Consider the following 18,019-nt stretch of genomic DNA (forward strand, 5'->3'; position numbering starts at 1 on the left):
AGCTCGGGCTGGGCCTAGGGCTGCGGGTCGTGCGCGTCGTAGGCGCGGAAGCTGTGCACGAAGCGCAGGATGACGGCGGCCGCGGCGACGATCACGATGCCGCCGAGCAGCGGCGGGAACCACAGGGCGGCGAAGACCGAGAGCGCGCCGACGTAGAGGTCGCCCACGCGCGGCCCCCCGGTGACGACGACGGTGAAGACGCCCTGCAGGCGCCCCCGCATGTTGTCGGGCACGGCGGTCTGCAGCATGGTCGAGCGGAAGATCGCGCTCACCTCGTCCGAGGCGCCGGCGCCGGTGAGGGCGAGCGAGGCGAGCACCAGGGCGACCCAGTTCGCGTCGGCGAGTTCCTCCGAGGCTGGCGTGCCGCTCAGGGCCGCGGCCAGGGTCACGACCCCGAAGAGCGCGATGAACACCCCGTACGACTGCACCGCGCGGGCGATCGCCCTGCCCTGCCAGCGGACGTGGCCGAGTCGCCCGGAGAAGATGCTCGCGAGCATGGAGCCGACCGCGAACGCGGCGGTGAGGATGCCGACCGTGATCGGCCCGCCCCCGAGCACCAGCACACCGATCGCGGGGTACAGCACGCGCGGCTGGCCGAAGGTCATCGCGGCGATGTCGATCAGGAACGAGGCGCGGATGTTCGGGGCGCGCCGGAGGAACGCGAAGCCCTGCCGCAACGACTCCAGCCCCGGGCGGTGGATCTCGCCCTCGGGCAGGATCTTCGGCAGGCCCAGGATGCCCACGAAGGCCGAGACGAACAGGATCACGTCGACCGAGTAGGTCCAGCCGAAGCCGACGGTCGCGACGAGCACGCCGGCGAGCGCGGGCCCGACGGTCACCATCACGCCGATCGTGATGCCGTTCAGGGCGGCAGCGGCCGGCAGTAGCTCGCGGGGGAGGATGCGCGGGTAGATCGCCGAGCGGGTGGTCTGGATGACCGTGGCCGCGACGGCGTTCACGGTCGCGAGCGCGTACAGCGCGATCAGGCTGTCGGCGCCCGACCAGGCCAAGGCCGCGAGCGTGGCGGTGGAGCCCCAGGCGACGATCGCCGCGATCAGCGCGACCTTCCTCCGGTCGAAGGCGTCGGCGAGCATCCCGCCGTACAGCCCCGCCACGATCATCGGCAGCAGCGCGAACAGCGCGACGCCGGAGACCGCGACGGTCGACGAGGTGAGCCGGTAGATGTCCAGGCCCACCGCGACGATCGTCATCTGGCTGCCGATGCCCGAGATCGCCTGACCGGCCCAGAGGCGCGCGAACGCCGGGGACGCCCGGAGCGGGGTCAGATCGGCGAAGTGGCTCCGGCGCCGAACAGGTTCGTCCGAGCTCACGCCCGGCTGTTCTGGGCGGCGGCGGCCGCGTTCTTCTCCACGAGGTCCGAGTGGTGGAGGGCCGCGACGTCCGGGTGCGCCCGGAGCCGGCTCTTCAGCGCGTTCTCGCCGTAGGTGCCGAAGATCGGGTTGCCCGGGTCGACGGTGATGCCGTGGGCCTCGGCCGCGAGCTCGGCGGGAAGGGTCAGGACCGGGATCGTCGCGTCCAGCGCGGGGGAGTAGAAGAAGGGGATCGAGATGCGGTCGTCGCCGATCCGGGGCGAGATCACCCGGTGCACGGTCGCCTTGAGGTAGCCGTCGGTCGCGACCTCGAGCAGCTCGCCGATGTTCACCACGAAGGCGTCCTCCAGCGGGGGAGCGTCGATCCACTCGCCGTCCTTCTCCACCTGAAGTCCGCCCTTGCCGGGCTCGACCAGCAGCAGGGTCAGCACACCGCTGTCCTTGTGGGCGCCGACGCCCTGCTTGGGCTCGGGGTCGCTCTTGCCGGGGTAGCGCACGATCTTGATCAGGGTCGAGGGCCGCTCGGCGAAGGCGGCGTCGAACACGTCCTCGGGAGCGCCGAGCGAGACGGCCCAGGCGCGCAGCAGCGTGAGGCTGACCCGGCTGAGCTCGTCGTACCACTCGGCGACGGTCTGCTGCAGCTCGGGCAGAGCGGCCGGCCACTGGTTCGGACCCTCGAGGCGCAGGTAGTCCGGCGTGCCCTCGGTGCGCTCGACCGGCTCGCGCTCGGTGCCGATGTCGATCTGCTCGCGCCAGTCGACCTTGCCCTGGGTGAGCTCGCCGCCGACCCGGGTGTAGCCACGGAAGTGCGGACTCTTCAGGTTCTCGATCGCGAGCTTGTCGGCCTCGGGGAGGTCGAAGAACCGGCGCGAGACCGCCATCACCCGCTCGATCAGCTCGTGGGGCACCCCGTGCCCGGTGAGGTAGAAGAAGCCGTAGTCGTGCGTGGCCTCCCGGAGGTCGATGCGGAAGGCCTCCGCTTCGGTGTCGCCGTCGTTCAGACGGGAGAGGTCGAGCACCGGGAGAGTGGCGGTGCTGAGTGCGTCGAGTGTCATATGTCTGTATCCGTTCCGCGATCTACCAACACCGGACAACTCTGGCGTGTTCCCGCTTCGGAGTCGATTCCCCGGTCGAATTGTTACGGCCGTGTTTCTGGTAGTCTCTACAGGTTGCCGTTCGAACGGCCGCGGATAAAGAGAGCCTCAGCATCGGGCTGGCAGGCACCGCGCAACGAGAGAAAGGGGATCCCATCTATGGCACTCGAAGCAGACGTCAAGAAGGCGATCATCGAAGAGTACGCAACCCACCCCGGTGACACCGGATCCCCCGAAGTGCAGGTCGCAATGATGACCCGTCGCATCAAGGATCTCACCGAGCACCTCAAGGAGCACAAGCACGACCACCACTCGCGTCGTGGTCTGCTGCTGCTCGTGGGCCAGCGTCGTCGCCTCCTCGGCTACCTCCAGGACATCGACATCGACCGCTACCGTTCGCTCATCGAGCGTTTGGGCCTGCGTCGCTAGTCGCGTCTCCCTGGCTTCGAGAAGGCCGTCACCCTGCGGGGTGGCGGCCTTTTTCGTGCGCGGGAATAGAACGGCGGGGTGGTAGGTTGGAGTCAATGTTCATGCAAATGCATGAAGTTGGAAGCGCGACTTGAGAGGTCGACATGCAGTTCGGAATCTTCACCGTCGGAGACGTCACGACCGACCCGACGAACAACACCACCCCCACCGAGAACGAGCGCATCAAGGCGATCCTCACCATCGCGCAGAAGGCCGAGGAAGTGGGCCTGGACGTCTTCGCCCTCGGTGAGCACCACAACGAGCCCTTCGTGCCCTCGAGCCCCACCACCATGCTCGGGTACGTCGCAGCCAAGACCGAGAAGCTCCTGCTCTCGACCGCGACCACCCTGATCACCACGAACGACCCCGTGAAGATCGCCGAGGACTACGCGATGCTCCAGCACGTGGCCGACGGCCGCGTCGACCTGATGATGGGCCGCGGCAACACCGGCCCGGTCTACCCGTGGTTCGGCAAGGACATCCGCCAGGGCATCCCGCTGGCGATCGAGAACTACGCCCTGCTGCGTCGCCTCTGGGACGAGGACGTCGTCGACTGGGAGGGGCAGTTCCGCACGCCGCTCCAGGGGTTCACCGCCACGCCCCGCCCGCTGGACGGCGTCGCGCCCTTCGTCTGGCACGGCAGCATCCGCAGCCCCGAGATCGCCGAGCAGGCCGCCTACTACGGCGACGGCTTCTTCGCTAACCACATCTTCTGGCCCAAGGAGCACTTCCAGCGCCTGATCAACTACTACCGCCAGCGCTTCGAGCACTACGGGCACGGCAAGGCCGACCAGGCCTTCGTCGGACTCGGCGGCCAGGTCTTCATGGCGAAGAACTCGCAGGACGCGGTGAACCAGTTCCGCCCCTACTTCGACAACGCCCCGGTCTACGGACACGGGCCGTCGCTGGAGGACTTCACCGAGCAGACCCCGCTGACCGTGGGAAGCCCGCAGCAGGTCATCGACCGCACCCTCACCTTCCGTGAGACCTTCGGCGACTACCAGCGCCAGCTGTTCCTGATGGACCACGCCGGCCTGCCGCTGAAGACCGTGCTCGAGCAGCTCGACATGCTCGGCGAGCTCGTCGTGCCGACCCTCCGCAAGGAGCTCGACGCCCTGCGCCCCACGCACGTGCCGGACGGCCCGACCCACCAGTCGGAGATCGAGCGCATGGCCGCCCGGAACGCCGCCAAGGCGGTCCAGGATGCCGAGGCCCAGTCGGCCGTCGCCGCGGAGGCCGCGCGCTCGGCCGGCTCCACCACCCCCACCACCGCCCGCAGCGGTGCCGCCTTCGGACTCTGAGGAGCATCGTCATGACCGATCCCATCCGCCTGCAGCTGGTGGCCGTCTCCGCCGGCCTCAGCCAGCCCTCGTCCACCCGCCTGCTCACCGACCGTCTCTCGGACGCGACCGTCTCCGACCTCGACGGCCGGGGGGTCTCGGTCGAGCTCCGCACGATCGACCTCCGCGACCTCGCGCAGGAGATCACCAACAACCTCGTCACGGGCTTCGCCAGCACGAAGCTGCAGGATGCGATCGACGCGGTCGCGAACGCCGACGGACTGATCGCGGTCACCCCGATCTTCACCGCCAGCTACAGCGGGCTGTTCAAGTCGTTCTTCGACGTGATCGACAACACCGCACTGACCGGGCTGCCGACCCTGATCGCGGCGACCGGCGGGACCCCGCGGCACTCGCTGGCGCTGGACCACGCGGTGCGGCCGCTGTTCAGCTACCTGCGCGCGCCGGTCATGCCGACCAGCGTCTTCGCCGCCGCGGAGGACTGGGGCAACGGCTCCACGGAGGACGGCTTCGCCGCACTCCCGGACCGCATCCGCCGCGCCGCCGGCGAACTCGCCGGGGCGATGGAGCACTCCACCCGCTCCAGCCGAGTGATCGACCCCTACGCGCTCGAGGGGTTCAGCCCCGTGGGCGGGTACGGCGCGCAGTAACGCCTCCGGCACCTCGACGAAGGGCCCCGCGGACTCCGGTCTGCGGGGCCTTTTCCGTGAGCTCCGCCGCGACACTCCGGAGCCTGACCCGGGCGTCGGCCGATCGTGCTTACATGGGCCTTATGGCTGTCAGCGTGCGAACCATCCAGACCGCGGTGCCCTCCACCGTCCTGCATCAGGACCAGGTGCGCGACGTGTTCGCCTCGCAGCCCGGGCTGACCCGGCTCGGCACGCGGCTCGTCTCGGCCTCCTTCGACGGCTCCGGGATCGACACCCGGTACACCGTGATCGACGAACTGACGCTCGACACCCAGTCGGAGGAGCCGACCTTCTTCGACCTCGCCTCGGGCCGCCTGCTCGCCCCCTCGACCGGGGTGCGCAACGAGCTGTACATCGAGCGGGCCACCGAGCTCTACGTCGAGGCCGGCCGGAAGGCGCTGGCGGCGGTGCCGGGACTCGAACCCTCCGACATCACCCACGTCGTCACGGTCTCGTGCACCGGCTTCTTCGCCCCTGGCCCGGACTACGTGCTCGTGCGCCGGCTGGGCCTGGCCGCGAGCACCCTCCGCTACCACGTGGGCTTCATGGGCTGCTACGCCGCGTTCCCGGCGCTCCGGATGGCGAAGTCGTTCTGCGAGTCCGACCCGGATGCGGTCGTGCTGGTCGTCAGCGCGGAGCTGTGCACCCTGCACGTGCGCTCCTCGAACGAGTCCGATCAGATCGTCGCCTCCTCGGTGTTCGCGGACGGCGCGGCCGCCGCCATCGTCACGGCCCGCCCGCTGCCGGCATCCGCGACGCCCACGCTCGACCTGGATGCGTTCGAGAGCGTGCTCACCCCGGTCGGCGAGCAGGACATGGCCTGGAAGATCGGCGACGAGGGCTTCGAGATGGTGCTGAGCTCCTACGTGCCGAAGATCATCGACGAGCACATCACCGGCGCGCTCGAGCCGCTGCTGGCGCGCGCGCCGGAGCTCGCCGGTGCCCCCTCGGAGGCGATCGCGCACTGGGCGGTGCACCCGGGCGGGCGGAGCATCCTGGACAAGGTCGAGTCGAAGCTCGGGCTCTCCGAGGAGCAGCTGGTGCCGTCGCGGCGGGTCCTCCGGGAGTTCGGGAACATGTCCAGCGCCACCATCCTGTTCGTGCTGAAGGACATCCTGGAGACGAGCGCGTCCTCGACGGCCGCGACTTCGGGCGGCGCGTCGACGGGGCCCGAGCGGGTCTGCGCGATGGCGTTCGGCCCGGGGCTCACCGTGGAGACGGGGCTGATGACGGTGCGGTCGGGCGTCGGGGCCTGAGCCGTGACCACGTCGCTCCGGAAGCGCGCGGTGCACCTGCGCGAGTACATGGACGACCCGGCGTGCGACCCCGTGCTTCTCGACCGCACGTACCAGCAGTTCCGGCTGATCAACGCGGTCGTCGCCGGCTGGCACGGCACCTATCGCGAGCGGATCCGGCCCCTGCTGTCGCGGGAGACCACCTCCTCGCTCCTGGACATCGGCTGCGGCGGGGGAGATCTCGCGCGGGCGCTGGCCCACTGGGCGAAGAAGGACGGCCTGCAGCTGCAGGTCGCCGGGATCGATCCGGACGAGCGGGCCCTCGCCTTCGCGCAGCGCACCCCGAACCCGGACGGCGTGGTGTTCCGGCGGGTGGACAGCAGCGACCTGGTCGACGCCGGGGCGCGGTTCGACTTCGTGATCTCCAACCACGTGCTGCATCACCTCGACGCCGAGCAGTTGAGCGATCTGCTGATCGATTCCGAGCTGCTCTGCCGCACCCTGGCGATCCACAGCGACATACGGCGCAGCACGGTCGCCTACGCGCTGTTCTCGGTGGGCACGGTGCCGTTCTTCCACCGCTCGTTCATCCGCGACGACGGGCTGACCTCGATCCGCCGCAGCTACACGACCGCTGAACTGCGGGTCGCGGCGCGGCGGGGATGGAACGTGGAGGCGCAGGCGCCCTTCCGCAACCTGCTCACCTACGCGGCCAGCGCCGCCGCTCGCGAGGCCGAGCCGGATCCGGATGCCTGAGTCGGCCGCCGCTGACATCGCTGACGTCGCCGTCGCTGATGTTGCCGACGTCGCAGTCGCCGACGTCGCCGTCGTCGGGGCGGGGCCGGTCGGCGTCTTCCTGGCGGCGGCCCTCGCGGCGGAGGGGCTGGACGTCGTGTTGCTCGAGCGGCGGGCGGGGGAGCGGGAGCACTCGCGGGCGATCGGGATCCACCCGCCGTCGCTCGCGGCACTGGAGCGGCTCGGCGTCGGTGAGGAGATCATCCGGGCCGGGGTGCGGGTCGACCACGGGGTGCTGCGCATCGCGGGCCGCGACGCCGCCGCCCTCGACTTCGGGCGCGTGCCCGAGCGGTTCCCGTTCGTGGTGACCCTGCCCCAGGTGCAGACCGAGCGGATCCTGCGGGCCCGGCTCGAGTCGCTGGCGCCGGGGGCGCTCCGCACCGGGTTCACGGTGGGGCGGATCGAGCCGCTGGCCGGGCGGGTGCGACTGCATCCGGCGGGCGGGAGCGGCCCGGCGGTGCCCGTGGAGGCGCGCCTGGTCGTGGGCGCCGACGGCCCGCTCGGCATCGTGCGCCGCGCCGCGGGACTCGACGCCACGACGCACACCTACCGGCACCGGTACGTGATGGGCGACGTGGCCGACGAGACGAGCGACGGCGCGACGGCCGTGCTCCACCTGCATCCCGACGGGATCGTGGAATCGTTCCCGCTGCCCGGGGGCGTGCGCCGGTGGGTGACCCATCTGCCCGAGACGGCCGGCGAGCCCGGCGCCGCCCCGCCCGCCGCCCCGTCCGCCGCCCTGCTCGCCGAACTCGTGGAGGCCCGCACGGGCATCAGGATCGACCCCGCGACCACCACGATGACCAGCGGTTTCGGGGTGCGGCGCGCCGCCGCGAGCGGCATGACCCGTGGCCGGATGCTGCTGGTCGGCGACGCCGCGCACGAGGTCAGCCCGATCGGGGGCCAGGGGATGAACCTCGGCTGGCTCGATGCCGACGCGCTCGCGCCGCTCGTGCCGGCGGTGCTGCGGACCGGGCGCCGCGAACCGCTGCTCGCCTGGCAGCGCCGCCGTCTCCGGTCGGCCGCGCGGGCGGCGCGGATGGCGGAGTTCAACATGGCAATGGGCAGCCCCTGCGGGCCGGTCGCGTTCGCGGCACGGAGGCTCGTGGTCGCCGGGGCCGCCGGCCCGGTGCTCGCCGGGCGGCTCGCCCGGGCCTTCACGATGCACGGGCTCTGAGCCACCGGCCCGGCCGACCCCGTGCATCCTGACCCGCCGCCGCCGGGCGGCGCGGATCGGAGCACCCGGCCCGCACGGCAGACTAGGGGCATGGACGAGAAGCGCATGTGGAAGCCGATCTGGCGCTGGGAGGTGTTCCTCGTCGCCATGGTGCTCCTGCTGGCGATCGCCGCGAACATCGTGGTGCGCGCCGACTGGCCGGTCGTGAGCCCGGTGCTGACCGTCGCCCTCCTGGTCGTCGCGGTCGGGCTCGCCGTGCTCCTGATCGTGCCGCTGGTCACGACGAAGGGCCGCGACAGCGAGAACTCCCGCAAGACGCTCGAGGGCGTCGAACTGGTGGCCCTCGAGCCGCTCGGCGAGACGCGGGTGAGCCTCCGGGTCGAGGAGAGCGAGCGTCGCCAGACCTCGATCGACGCGGCCGTGGCGACGAGCCGCGACACGCCGGTGGCCGTGCTCACGCCGCGGGCCAGCCGCTGGCTCGGGCGCGAGCTCCGCGTCGCGGTCGACCTGGTCGGCGACGGCGGCGGCATCCACCGGGCCGGCTTCGTGCCGCGCCGGTTCACGGCCGCGCTCGACGAACCGCTCCGGATGCTGACGGACGAGGGTCGTGCGGCCCGGGTCCCGGTCGTGGTCAGCGGGGGCGGCGACGCGCGGTTCGCGGTCGACATCCAGCTCTAGCGCGAGCCATCCTCGGTTCCCAGGGCTTCGCCTGGTAGGCTGGGGATGTCGAGAGCAGGCTGGCAGGAAGCTGGTCCTCGGTGGTGGTGTTCCGGCCGCGCAGCTGCATCCGGAGTATTTCTACTGGTGGCCAGCACGCACACCCTTCGACACACGTTCAGGGAACGTCGTAAATCCCTGTCATTCCCGCCTGCTCCGACGCGAGGAGTCGCACGCCCACACGGGGCCGCGACGCTAAACAAAGGAGAAAGACCTCTTGGAAGGTCCTGAAATCAAATTCGCCGAAGCCGTTCTCGACAACGGCCGTTACGGCACCCGCACGGTCCGCTTCGAGACCGGCCGCCTCGCGCAGCAGGCTCAGGGAGCCGTCGCCGCGTACCTCGACGAGGAGACCATGCTGCTCTCCGCGACGAGCGTGAGCAAGCACCCGAAAGACAACTTCGACTTCTTCCCGCTGACGATCGACGTCGAAGAGCGTTCCTACGCCGCCGGCAAGATCCCCGGCTCGTTCTTCCGCCGCGAGGGTCGCCCCTCGACCGAGGCCATCCTGGTCTGCCGTCTGATCGACCGCCCCCTGCGTCCGTCGTTCGTCAACGGACTCCGCAACGAGGTCCAGGTCGTCATCACGGTGCTGAGCATCGCCCCTGACGAGTTCTACGACGCGCTGGCCATCAACGCGGCCTCCGCCTCGAGCCAGATCTCGGGCATCCCGTTCTCGGGGCCGATCGGTGGCGTGCGCCTCGCGCTCATGCCCGGCTACGGCACCGAGCCCGACCAGTGGGTCGCGTTCCCGAAGTACTCCCAGCTCGAGGAGGCCGTCTTCGACCTCGTCGTCGCCGGCCGTGTCGTCACCGACCGTGACGGCAACCAGGACGTCGCGATCATGATGGTCGAGGCCGAGGCCACCGAGAACAGCTGGAACCTGATCAAGGGCGGGGCCGTCAAGCCCAACGAGGCGATCGTGGCCGAGGGCCTCGAGGCCGCCAAGCCCTTCATCAAGCAGCTCGTCGAGGCGCAGGCCTCGATGGCGCAGCAGGCGAACAAGGCCGTGCACGAGTACCCCGTGTTCCTGCCCTACACGCAGGCCGCCTACGACGCCGTCGCCGAGCTCTCCTACGACGAGCTCGTCTCCGTCTACCAGATCGCCGACAAGATCGAGCGTCAGGATGCGGACGACGCGCTGAAGGACCGCGTGAAGGCCGCCGTCGCCGCCAAGGTCGAAGCCGGTGAGCTCGAGCCCGAGGTCCTGGGCATGGTGTCCGCCGCGTACAAGTCCGTCACGAAGGTGGTCGTCCGCGGCCGCATCCTCCGCGACGGCGTGCGCATCGACGGGCGCGGCCTGGCCGACATCCGCCCGCTCGACGCCGAGGTCGCGGTCATCCCGCGCGTGCACGGTTCGGCGATCTTCCAGCGCGGCGAGACCCAGATCCTGGGCGTCACCACGCTGAACATGCTGAAGATGGAGCAGCAGATCGACTCGCTGTCGCCCATCACCAAGAAGCGCTACATGCACCACTACAACTTCCCGCCCTACTCGACCGGTGAGACCGGCCGCGTGGGTTCGCCGAAGCGTCGCGAGATCGGGCACGGCTTCCTCGCCGAGCGCGCCCTCGTGCCGGTGCTGCCGAGCCGCGAGGAGTTCCCCTACGCGATCCGTCAGGTCTCCGAGGCCCTCGGGTCCAACGGGTCGACCTCGATGGGTTCCGTCTGCGCCTCGACCCTGTCCCTGCTGAACGCCGGTGTGCCGCTGCGCGCCCCGGTAGCCGGTATCGCGATGGGCCTCGTCTCCGACGAGGTCGACGGCGAGACCCGCTACGCCGCCCTCACCGACATCCTCGGTGCGGAGGACGCGCTCGGCGACATGGACTTCAAGGTCGCCGGTACGTCTGAGTTCATCACCGCGATCCAGCTCGACACCAAGCTCGACGGCATCCCGACCTCGGTTCTGGACGGCGCGCTCAAGCAGGCGAAGGCCGCGCGCGACGCGATCCTCTCCGTGCTGAACTCGGCGATCGATGCTCCCGACGAGATGGCCCCGACCGCGCCCCGCGTGATCTCGGTGCAGATCCCCGTCGACAAGATCGGCGAGCTGATCGGCCCGAAGGGCAAGACGATCAACGCGATCCAGGACGAGACCGGCGCCGACATCTCGATCGAAGAAGACGGAACCGTGTACATCGGCGCCGTCGACGGCCCCTCGGCCGAGGCCGCGCGTGCGCAGGTCAACGCCATCGCGAACCCGCAGAACCCGGAGATCGGCGAGCAGTTCCTCGGAACCGTCGTGAAGCTCGCCACCTTCGGCGCCTTCATCTCGCTCCTTCCGGGCAAGGACGGCCTGCTGCACATCTCCGAGGTGCGCAAGCTCGCCGGTGGCAAGCGCGTCGAGAACGTCGAGGACGTGCTCGGGGTCGGCCAGAAGATCCTGGTGGAGATCACCAAGATCGACGACCGTGGAAAGCTCTCGCTCGCCCCCGTCCTCGCCGAGGCGGCCGACACCGAGGGCTCCGCGGCCCACAGCGAGGGCCCCGAGGCCCCCGCAGAGGGCTGAGTTAGCTGCCGGAGGGCCTGCGCTTCGCGCAGGCTCTCCGGGTCACGCCGGTCACTGCCCGGCGTGACGCGACATGTGAACGGGTGGTCGCTGACGCGGCCGCCCATTCACCTTTTGCTGTGTTAGTTGCCGGAGGGCCTGTGCTTCGCGCAGGCTCTCCGGGTCACGCCGGTCCCTGCCCGGCGTGACGCGACATGTGAATGGGTGGTCGCTCGCGCGGCCGCCCATTCACCTTGTCTCGGCTTTTCGAAGGCCCGTCACGCGTTCCGTGGCGGGCCTTTCCCGCACCCAAAGCCTCGGTACGGCAGACGGACGCAACGGGCCGTACTCGACGACCCATGGTGAGCGCGCGGCCGCGCCAGCGACCGCACGCGAACATGTCGCGCGGCGCCGGGCGGGGACCGGCGACGCCCGGTGCAGCCGCGCGCAGCACGGCCGCACCGGCAACAGCACACCACCGGCAACAACACAGCCAACACCCCCACCACCCAAGTAGGGTGGTGACCGATGAATGGCGCTGTTGCACTTCCCCTGGACCTTGCAGAACTTTCCATCGGCGACGAAGCCGACGGGGTGGTGCGTCGGACGATCCTGCCGAGCGGGGTGCGCATCCTCACCGAGCACATCCCGGGTTCGCGCAGTGCCACGATCGGCTACTGGGTGGCCGCCGGCTCGCGCGACGAACTGGGCGCCACCGGGTCTACCCCGTCGCGGTACGGCTCGACGCACTTCCTCGAGCACCTGCTGTTCAAGGGCACGCCCTCCCGCTCCGCTCTCGACATCGCGATCGCCTTCGACTCGGTCGGCGGCGAGCACAACGCGGTGACGAGCAAGGAGTACACCTGCTACTACGCGAAGGTGCGCGACGCCGATCTGCCGATGGCGGTCGACGTGCTCTCCGACATGGTCACCTCGGCCCTGCTCGACCGGGACGAGTTCGAGACCGAGCGCGGTGTCATCCTCGAAGAGCTGGCGATGGCCGAGGACGACCCGGGCGACGTCGCGGGGGAGCGCCTGTTCGAGGCGGTGCTCGGCGACAACCCGCTGGGCCGCCCCGTCGGCGGCACTCCCGAGGCGATCAGGGCCGTCACCCGCGACGCGGTGTGGGAGCACTACCGCGCCAACTACAACCCGCACGAGCTGGTCGTGACCGCAGCCGGTGCGGTCGACCACGACAGCCTGGTCGCCGCCGTGACCCGCACCCTCGGCGCCTCCGACTGGGATCTCGAGACCCCCCACGCCCCGCGAGCCCGCCGGAGTCCCGCCTCGAGCGTCGGCGCGTTCCTCGCCCCGGGCCGCCCGCTCACCGTCGTCACCAAGCCCACCGAGCAGGCCAGCGTCATGCTGGGCCTGCCCGGACTCGTCGCCGGCGACGACCGCCGCTCGACCATGGGCGTGCTCAACTCCGTCTTCGGCGGCGGGATGTCGTCGCGCCTGTTCCAGGAGATCCGCGAGAAGCGCGGCCTGGCCTACTCGGTCTACTCCTACGCGGCCAGCTACTCGGATGCGGGCGTGTTCCTGATGTACGCCGGCTGCACCCCCGGCCGCGAGGGCACCGTCAGCGAGCTCCTGCTGAGCGAACTGCACCGCCTCGCCGACGAGGGCATCAGCGCCGACGAACTGCGTCGCGCCCAGGGCCAGCTCTCGGGTTCGGCCGCTCTGGCGCTGGAGGACAGCGACACCCGGATGTCGCGCCTCGGCCGCTCCGAGCTCACTCTCGGCGAGTTCGTCGACCTCGACGAGAGCGTGCGCCGCCTGATGGAGGTCAGCGCCGACGACGTGCAGGCCCTCGCCCGCGACCTCGTGTCCGGACCGGTCAGCATCGCCGCGGTCGGCCCCGTCGACGAAGCGGCCTTCGCCCAGGTGGTGCCCGTCGCATGACGCACACCCTGTACCTGGTGCGCCACGGCGAGCAGCTCGACGCCGAGCACGGCGTGGTCGACGGTCCGCTGTCGCCGCGGGGGCAACGCCAGTCGCGCCTGATCGCCGACCGTCTCGGCGGCGTGCCGTTCGACAACGTCTGGCACTCGCCGCTGCAGCGGGCCGAGCAGACCGCTCTGATCATGAGCGAGCACCTCCCGGCCCTCGACCCGCAGCCGACGGCCCTGCTGTTCGACTGCGTGCCCACCGGCTATTCGCCCCAGATGCCGCACACCTTCGAGCCCTTCTTCAACTCCGTCACCGACGACGAGGTCGAGGCCGGGCGTGCCCAGATGTCGGATGCGGTGGCCGAGTTCCTGACCCCGTCGCGCGGCACGACCCACGACCTCCTGATCACGCACAACTTCGTGATCGCCTGGTTCGTGCGCGAGGCGATGGATGCGCCCGAGTGGCGCTGGGCGGGCCTGAACCAGGCGCACTGCGGCCTCACGATCATCCGCTACAAGACCGGCCGCCTGCCCGAGCTGGTCGCGCACAACGACCTCGGCCACCTGCCCGTAGAACTGCGGACCGGCGTGAACGACCCCCAGCCCTACTGACCCGCCGGTAGATTGGAACCATGACTACGAAGGTTGCCGTCGTGGGTGCGACGGGCAAGATGGGCCGTCTCTTCATCGAGCTGATCGACGGGATGCCCGACTTCGAGCTGGTCGCCGGGCTCGACTCCCGGAGCGATCTCAGCGAGATGCTCCCCGCCGACCTGGTGGTCGACGTGACCGTGCCCGGCGTCAGCGGCTCGGTCGTGGAGTACGCGGTGGCCCACGGCAAGAACGTGCTCATCGGCACCTCCGGCTGGTCGGCCGAACGGATCACGGCGCTCGCGCGCACGCTCGGCGACCCGCCCGCATCCGGTGTCGTCGTCATCCCGAACTTCTCGATCGGCTCGGTGCTCGCGACCTCGTTCGCCGCCATGGCCGCCCGGTTCTTCGACTCGATCGAGATCGTCGAGGCGCACGCGGCCACGAAGATCGACTCGCCGTCGGGCACCGCGGTCAGGACGGCCGAGCTGATGAGCGCGGCCCGTGCCGCCCTCGGCCCGGTCTCGGCACCGCACACCGACCAGCGCGCGCGGGGTCAGCGGGTGGCGAGCATCCCGATCCACAGCCTGCGGCTGAACGGCGTCGTCGCCAAGCAGGACGTCGTGCTCGGCGGCACCGGCGAGGTGCTGACCCTGACGCACGAGACGATCTCGCCCCAGGCCTACGCCGCCGGCATCGTCGTGGCGCTGCGCGCGGCGGCCGGGATGCGCGGGGTCGTGGTGGGGCTGGACCGCCTCATCGACCTCGGCGGGCAGACCGGCACGCCCGGCACCGCCGCCGACGGCGACGCGGCCCCCGAGAACGTCTCAGGACAGGCCGCGACGGCCACGAGCGTTCCCCGATGAAGAGCAGGTTCGCCGCGCTGTTCATGGCGCTGCTGCTCGCGGTCTACCTGGTGCTGGTCGGTCAGCGCGCCGTGATGTTCGTGATGACCGGGGAGCCGATCGGCATCGCCATCGGCGTGGCCCTGATCGTGCTGCCGATCGTCGGCGCCTGGGCGCTGGTGCGCGAGCTGATGTTCGGCTTCCGCACCGAGCAGCTGATCGGCCGCCTCGAGCGCGAGGGCGAGCTGCCGGTCGACGACCTGCCGAAGAAGGCCAGCGGCCGACCGCTCCGGGAGGCCGCGGACGAGGAGTTCCCGCTGTACCGCGACGAGGTCGAGCGCGACGAGAGCGATTGGCGGGCCTGGTTCCGGCTCGGCCTCGCCTACGACGCGAGCGGAGACCGCCGTCGGGCGCGCAAGGCGATCCGCACCGCGATCGCGCTCGAGCAGGGACAGCGACGGGCGAAGGCGGCCTGAGGCACCTCAGAGCGACCGGCTGATCGCCTCGCCGATCGTCTCGTCGCGGAAGACGAAGCCGTCGTCCTGCAGCTTCTGGCTCGAGACGTCCTGATCCGCCAGCAGCAGGTCGCGCCCCGCATCCGCCAGCACGGTCTTGAGCGCCCACGCCGGTGTCTTCAGCCAGTACGGCCGGTTGAGTTCGGAGGCCAGTTCGCGCACGATCACGCTCGCCGGCACCGGCTGCGGCCCCGTGAGGTCGACCGGCCCCGCCAGCTTCGACGTGATCAGGTGCCGGATGGCGGCGGCCTCGTCGTGCAGGCTGATCCAGGGCCAGATCTGCTCGCCGCTGCCGATCGGCCCGGCGAGGCCGAACTTCGCAAGCAGGGCGAGCGGCTTCAACGCCCCGCCGCCCTTGCCGACCACGAGCCCGGTGCGAACCGTCACGAGCCGCGTGACCTCGGCGGCGGGCTGCGCGGCGCGCTCCCAGGCGTCGCTGACCTTCGCGAGGAAGCCGGTGCCGACGGGGGAGGCCTCGGTGAGCAGCTCGCCCGGGCGGTCGCCGTAGAAGCCGACCGCCGAACCGCTGATGAAGACGGCCGGGGGAGCGTCGTGACGCCGGATCGCCTGGGTGAGCGTGCTGGTCGCCTGAAGGCGCGACTGGAGGATCTCGCGCTTGTACGACAGGGTCCACGGCAGCCGGGAGATCGAGGCGCCGGAGAGGTTGACCACCGCGTCGACGCCGTCGAGGATCGAGGTCTTCAGCCAGCCGGCCTCCGGATCCCAGCTGCGCTCGGTCGCGCTGCGCGCCGGCCGGCGCACCAGGATCTGCACGGTGTACCCGGCGGCCCTGAGTTGCGCGGCGAGCTCGGTGCCGATGAATCCGGAGCCGCCCGCGATCAGGACCGTCCCCGGCCCCGCCCCGGTCGATCCGCCCGTCGCGTCGTTCGTCGCAGCCATCGGTGACCCTCCTGTCGGTGCCTCCAGACTATTGCGCCGGGCGCTCTCGTGACGGGTTCTCACGGCGTGCTAGCCTTAAGTCGTGCGTTTTGGTCTGCTCCTTCTTAGCTGCCGCGACGAGTCCTAGTTCTCAGGCCTCCCTCGTCGCGGAGTTCGCCGTTGGCTGACCACCCGGGTTCGACCCACACGAAGAGGGACACACGATGAAGAACAATCAGGCCGCCTCGGCCATGCCGATCCACAAGTACCGCCCGTACCACGAGCAGTTCTCGGTCGATCTGCCCGACCGCACCTGGCCGTCGAAGCACGTGACCGAAGCGCCGCGCTGGTGCGCCGTCGACCTGCGCGACGGCAACCAGGCGCTCATCGACCCGATGAGCCCCGAGCGCAAGCGCATCATGTTCGATCTGCTGGTGCGGATGGGCTACAAGGAGATCGAGGTCGGCTTCCCGAGCGCCAGCCAGACCGACTTCGATTTCGTCCGTTCGCTGATCGACGAGGACGCGATCCCGGACGACGTCACCATCCAGGTGCTGACCCAGGCGCGCGAGCACCTGATCCGCCGCACCTACGAGTCGATCGCGGGCGCCAAGCAGGCCGTGGTGCACCTCTACAACTCCACGAGCATCCTGCAGCGCGACGTGGTGTTCCGCACCGACCGTCAGGGGATCGTCGACATCGCCCTGGAGGGCGCCCGGCTGTGCCGCGAGTTCGAGAAGACCATCCCGGGCACCACCGTCTACTACGAGTACTCGCCCGAGAGCTACACCGGCACCGAGCTGGAGTTCGCGCTCGAGATCTGCAACCAGGTGATCGAGGTCTTCGAGCCCACGCCCGAGCGCAAGGTGATCATCAACCTGCCTTCGACGGTCGAGATGGCGAGCCCGAACGTCTACGCCGACTCGATCGAGTGGATGAGCCGCCGCCTGGCGCACCGCGAGAACGTCATCCTGTCGCTGCACCCCCACAACGACCGCGGCACGGCCGTGGCCGCCGCCGAGCTCGGCTACCTGGCCGGCGCCGACCGCATCGAGGGGTGCCTGTTCGGCAACGGCGAGCGCACCGGCAACGTCGACCTGGTCGCCCTGGGCATCAACCTGTTCACCCAGGGCATCGATCCGCAGATCGACTTCTCCGACCTCGACGACGTGCGGCGCACGGCGGAGTACTGCAACCAGCTGCGCGTGCACGAGCGGAGCCCCTGGGCAGGCGACCTGGTCTACACCGCCTTCAGCGGCTCGCACCAGGATGCGATCAAGAAGGGCTTCGAGGCGATGGCGGCCGACGCCAAGGAGCAGGGGAAGGACGTCGACGACCTGGTCTGGGCCGTTCCCTACCTGCCGGTCGACCCGAAGGATCTGGGCCGCTCGTACGAGGCGGTCATCCGGGTCAACTCGCAGTCGGGCAAGGGCGGCGTGGCCTACCTGCTGAAGACCGACCACGCGATCGACCTGCCGCGCAAGCTGCAGATCGAGTTCTCCGGCGTGGTGCAGGCCAAGACGGATGCGGAGGGCGGCGAGGTCACGAGCGACCAGATCTGGTCGATCTTCAACGACGAGTACCTGCCGGCCCCGGCCGACCGGGTCGAGGACAAGTGGGGCCGCTTCGAGCTGACCCGCACCCGCACGGCGAGCGACCTGGGCGGCTCGGTGTCGCTCGAGGTCGAGCTGCGCGTCGGCGACGAGGTGATCGACGCCTCGGCCACCGGCAACGGCCCGATCGCCGCGTTCCTCAACGTGATGAGCGAGCAGGGCGTGGAGATCAAGCTCTACGACTACGTCGAGCACGCGCTGAGCGCCTCCGGCGACGCGCTGGCCGCGGCCTACGTCGAGCTGCAGGTCGACGGCAACCGGCTCTGGGGTGTGGGCATCGACGCCGACATCTCGACGGCCTCGCTCAAGGCCGTCGTCAGCGCGGTGAACCGGGCCATCCGGGTCGCCGACGCCGACCGGGAGCTGGCCGCGGTCTGACCGCTACAGTGAGC

General features: G+C 70.4%; 16 protein-coding genes. 13 read left to right on the forward strand and 3 right to left on the reverse strand.

What is annotated here, in order from left to right; genetic code table 11:
• Positions 1-14 precede the first annotated feature (14 nt).
• Positions 15-1,331, reverse strand: a complete 1,317-nt coding sequence (locus AC59HU_RS00175) for an MFS transporter (protein ID WP_497221301.1) — start codon at positions 1,329-1,331, stop codon at positions 15-17.
• Entirely contained in the window at positions 1,328-2,386 is a 1,059-nt protein-coding gene (locus AC59HU_RS00180; protein ID WP_497221302.1) for an isopenicillin N synthase family dioxygenase, read from the reverse strand. The genes AC59HU_RS00175 and AC59HU_RS00180 overlap by 4 nt, the downstream gene beginning before the upstream one ends.
• A 198-nt stretch (positions 2,387-2,584) precedes the next feature.
• On the opposite strand from AC59HU_RS00180, the gene rpsO reads away from it, so the two are divergent.
• From rpsO to AC59HU_RS00240, 12 genes are all read left to right on the forward strand, one after another.
• Complete coding sequence (gene rpsO, locus AC59HU_RS00185; RefSeq protein WP_066038577.1) at positions 2,585-2,854, forward strand: 30S ribosomal protein S15; 270 nt, start codon at positions 2,585-2,587, stop codon at positions 2,852-2,854.
• A gap of 143 nt (positions 2,855-2,997) precedes the next feature.
• The gene (locus AC59HU_RS00190) at positions 2,998-4,194 is read left to right on the forward strand and encodes an LLM class flavin-dependent oxidoreductase (protein ID WP_497221303.1); all 1,197 of its coding nucleotides are present in this window, start codon (positions 2,998-3,000) and stop codon (positions 4,192-4,194) included.
• A gap of 11 nt (positions 4,195-4,205) precedes the next feature.
• The gene (locus AC59HU_RS00195) at positions 4,206-4,844 is read left to right on the forward strand and encodes an FMN reductase (RefSeq protein ID WP_497221304.1); all 639 of its coding nucleotides are present in this window, start codon (positions 4,206-4,208) and stop codon (positions 4,842-4,844) included.
• A gap of 122 nt (positions 4,845-4,966) precedes the next feature.
• The gene (locus AC59HU_RS00200; protein WP_497221305.1) at positions 4,967-6,139 is read left to right on the forward strand and encodes a type III polyketide synthase; all 1,173 of its coding nucleotides are present in this window, start codon (positions 4,967-4,969) and stop codon (positions 6,137-6,139) included.
• A gap of 3 nt (positions 6,140-6,142) precedes the next feature.
• The gene (locus AC59HU_RS00205) at positions 6,143-6,874 is read left to right on the forward strand and encodes a class I SAM-dependent methyltransferase (protein WP_497221306.1); all 732 of its coding nucleotides are present in this window, start codon (positions 6,143-6,145) and stop codon (positions 6,872-6,874) included.
• Positions 6,867-8,090, forward strand: a complete 1,224-nt coding sequence (locus AC59HU_RS00210) for an FAD-dependent oxidoreductase (RefSeq protein ID WP_497221307.1) — start codon at positions 6,867-6,869, stop codon at positions 8,088-8,090. The genes AC59HU_RS00205 and AC59HU_RS00210 overlap by 8 nt, the downstream gene beginning before the upstream one ends.
• Before the next feature lie 90 nt (positions 8,091-8,180).
• Entirely contained in the window at positions 8,181-8,768 is a 588-nt protein-coding gene (locus tag AC59HU_RS00215; RefSeq protein WP_497221308.1) for a hypothetical protein, read from the forward strand.
• Between the two features lie 256 nt (positions 8,769-9,024).
• Entirely contained in the window at positions 9,025-11,316 is a 2,292-nt protein-coding gene (locus AC59HU_RS00220) for a polyribonucleotide nucleotidyltransferase (RefSeq protein WP_497221309.1), read from the forward strand.
• A 507-nt stretch (positions 11,317-11,823) separates the two neighbouring features.
• Positions 11,824-13,197, forward strand: coding sequence for a M16 family metallopeptidase (locus AC59HU_RS00225; protein ID WP_497221310.1), 1,374 nt, complete (start codon positions 11,824-11,826; stop codon positions 13,195-13,197).
• Positions 13,194-13,796 (forward strand): histidine phosphatase family protein, encoded by a 603-nt coding sequence (locus tag AC59HU_RS00230; RefSeq protein ID WP_497221311.1) that lies wholly within the window; start codon positions 13,194-13,196, stop codon positions 13,794-13,796. The genes AC59HU_RS00225 and AC59HU_RS00230 overlap by 4 nt, the downstream gene beginning before the upstream one ends.
• 20 nt (positions 13,797-13,816) lie before the next feature.
• Positions 13,817-14,641, forward strand: a complete 825-nt coding sequence (gene dapB, locus AC59HU_RS00235; RefSeq protein ID WP_497221312.1) for a 4-hydroxy-tetrahydrodipicolinate reductase — start codon at positions 13,817-13,819, stop codon at positions 14,639-14,641.
• Positions 14,638-15,096: a tetratricopeptide repeat protein gene (locus AC59HU_RS00240; protein WP_497221313.1), complete on the forward strand. Its 459-nt coding sequence runs from the start codon at positions 14,638-14,640 to the stop codon at positions 15,094-15,096. Before dapB ends, AC59HU_RS00240 begins: the two co-directional genes overlap by 4 nt.
• Before the next feature lie 6 nt (positions 15,097-15,102).
• On the opposite strand, the gene AC59HU_RS00245 is transcribed toward AC59HU_RS00240, so the two are convergent.
• Positions 15,103-16,035: a TIGR01777 family oxidoreductase gene (locus tag AC59HU_RS00245; protein ID WP_497221314.1), complete on the reverse strand. Its 933-nt coding sequence runs from the start codon at positions 16,033-16,035 to the stop codon at positions 15,103-15,105.
• A 203-nt stretch (positions 16,036-16,238) separates the two neighbouring features.
• On the opposite strand from AC59HU_RS00245, the gene leuA reads away from it, so the two are divergent.
• Positions 16,239-18,005 carry a 2-isopropylmalate synthase gene (gene leuA, locus AC59HU_RS00250; RefSeq protein ID WP_497221315.1) on the forward strand — a complete coding sequence of 589 codons (1,767 nt, stop codon included), beginning with the start codon at positions 16,239-16,241 and terminating at the stop codon, positions 18,003-18,005.
• Positions 18,006-18,019 lie beyond the last annotated feature (14 nt).

It is taken from the genome of Herbiconiux sp. 320_LB (assembly GCF_059691755.1).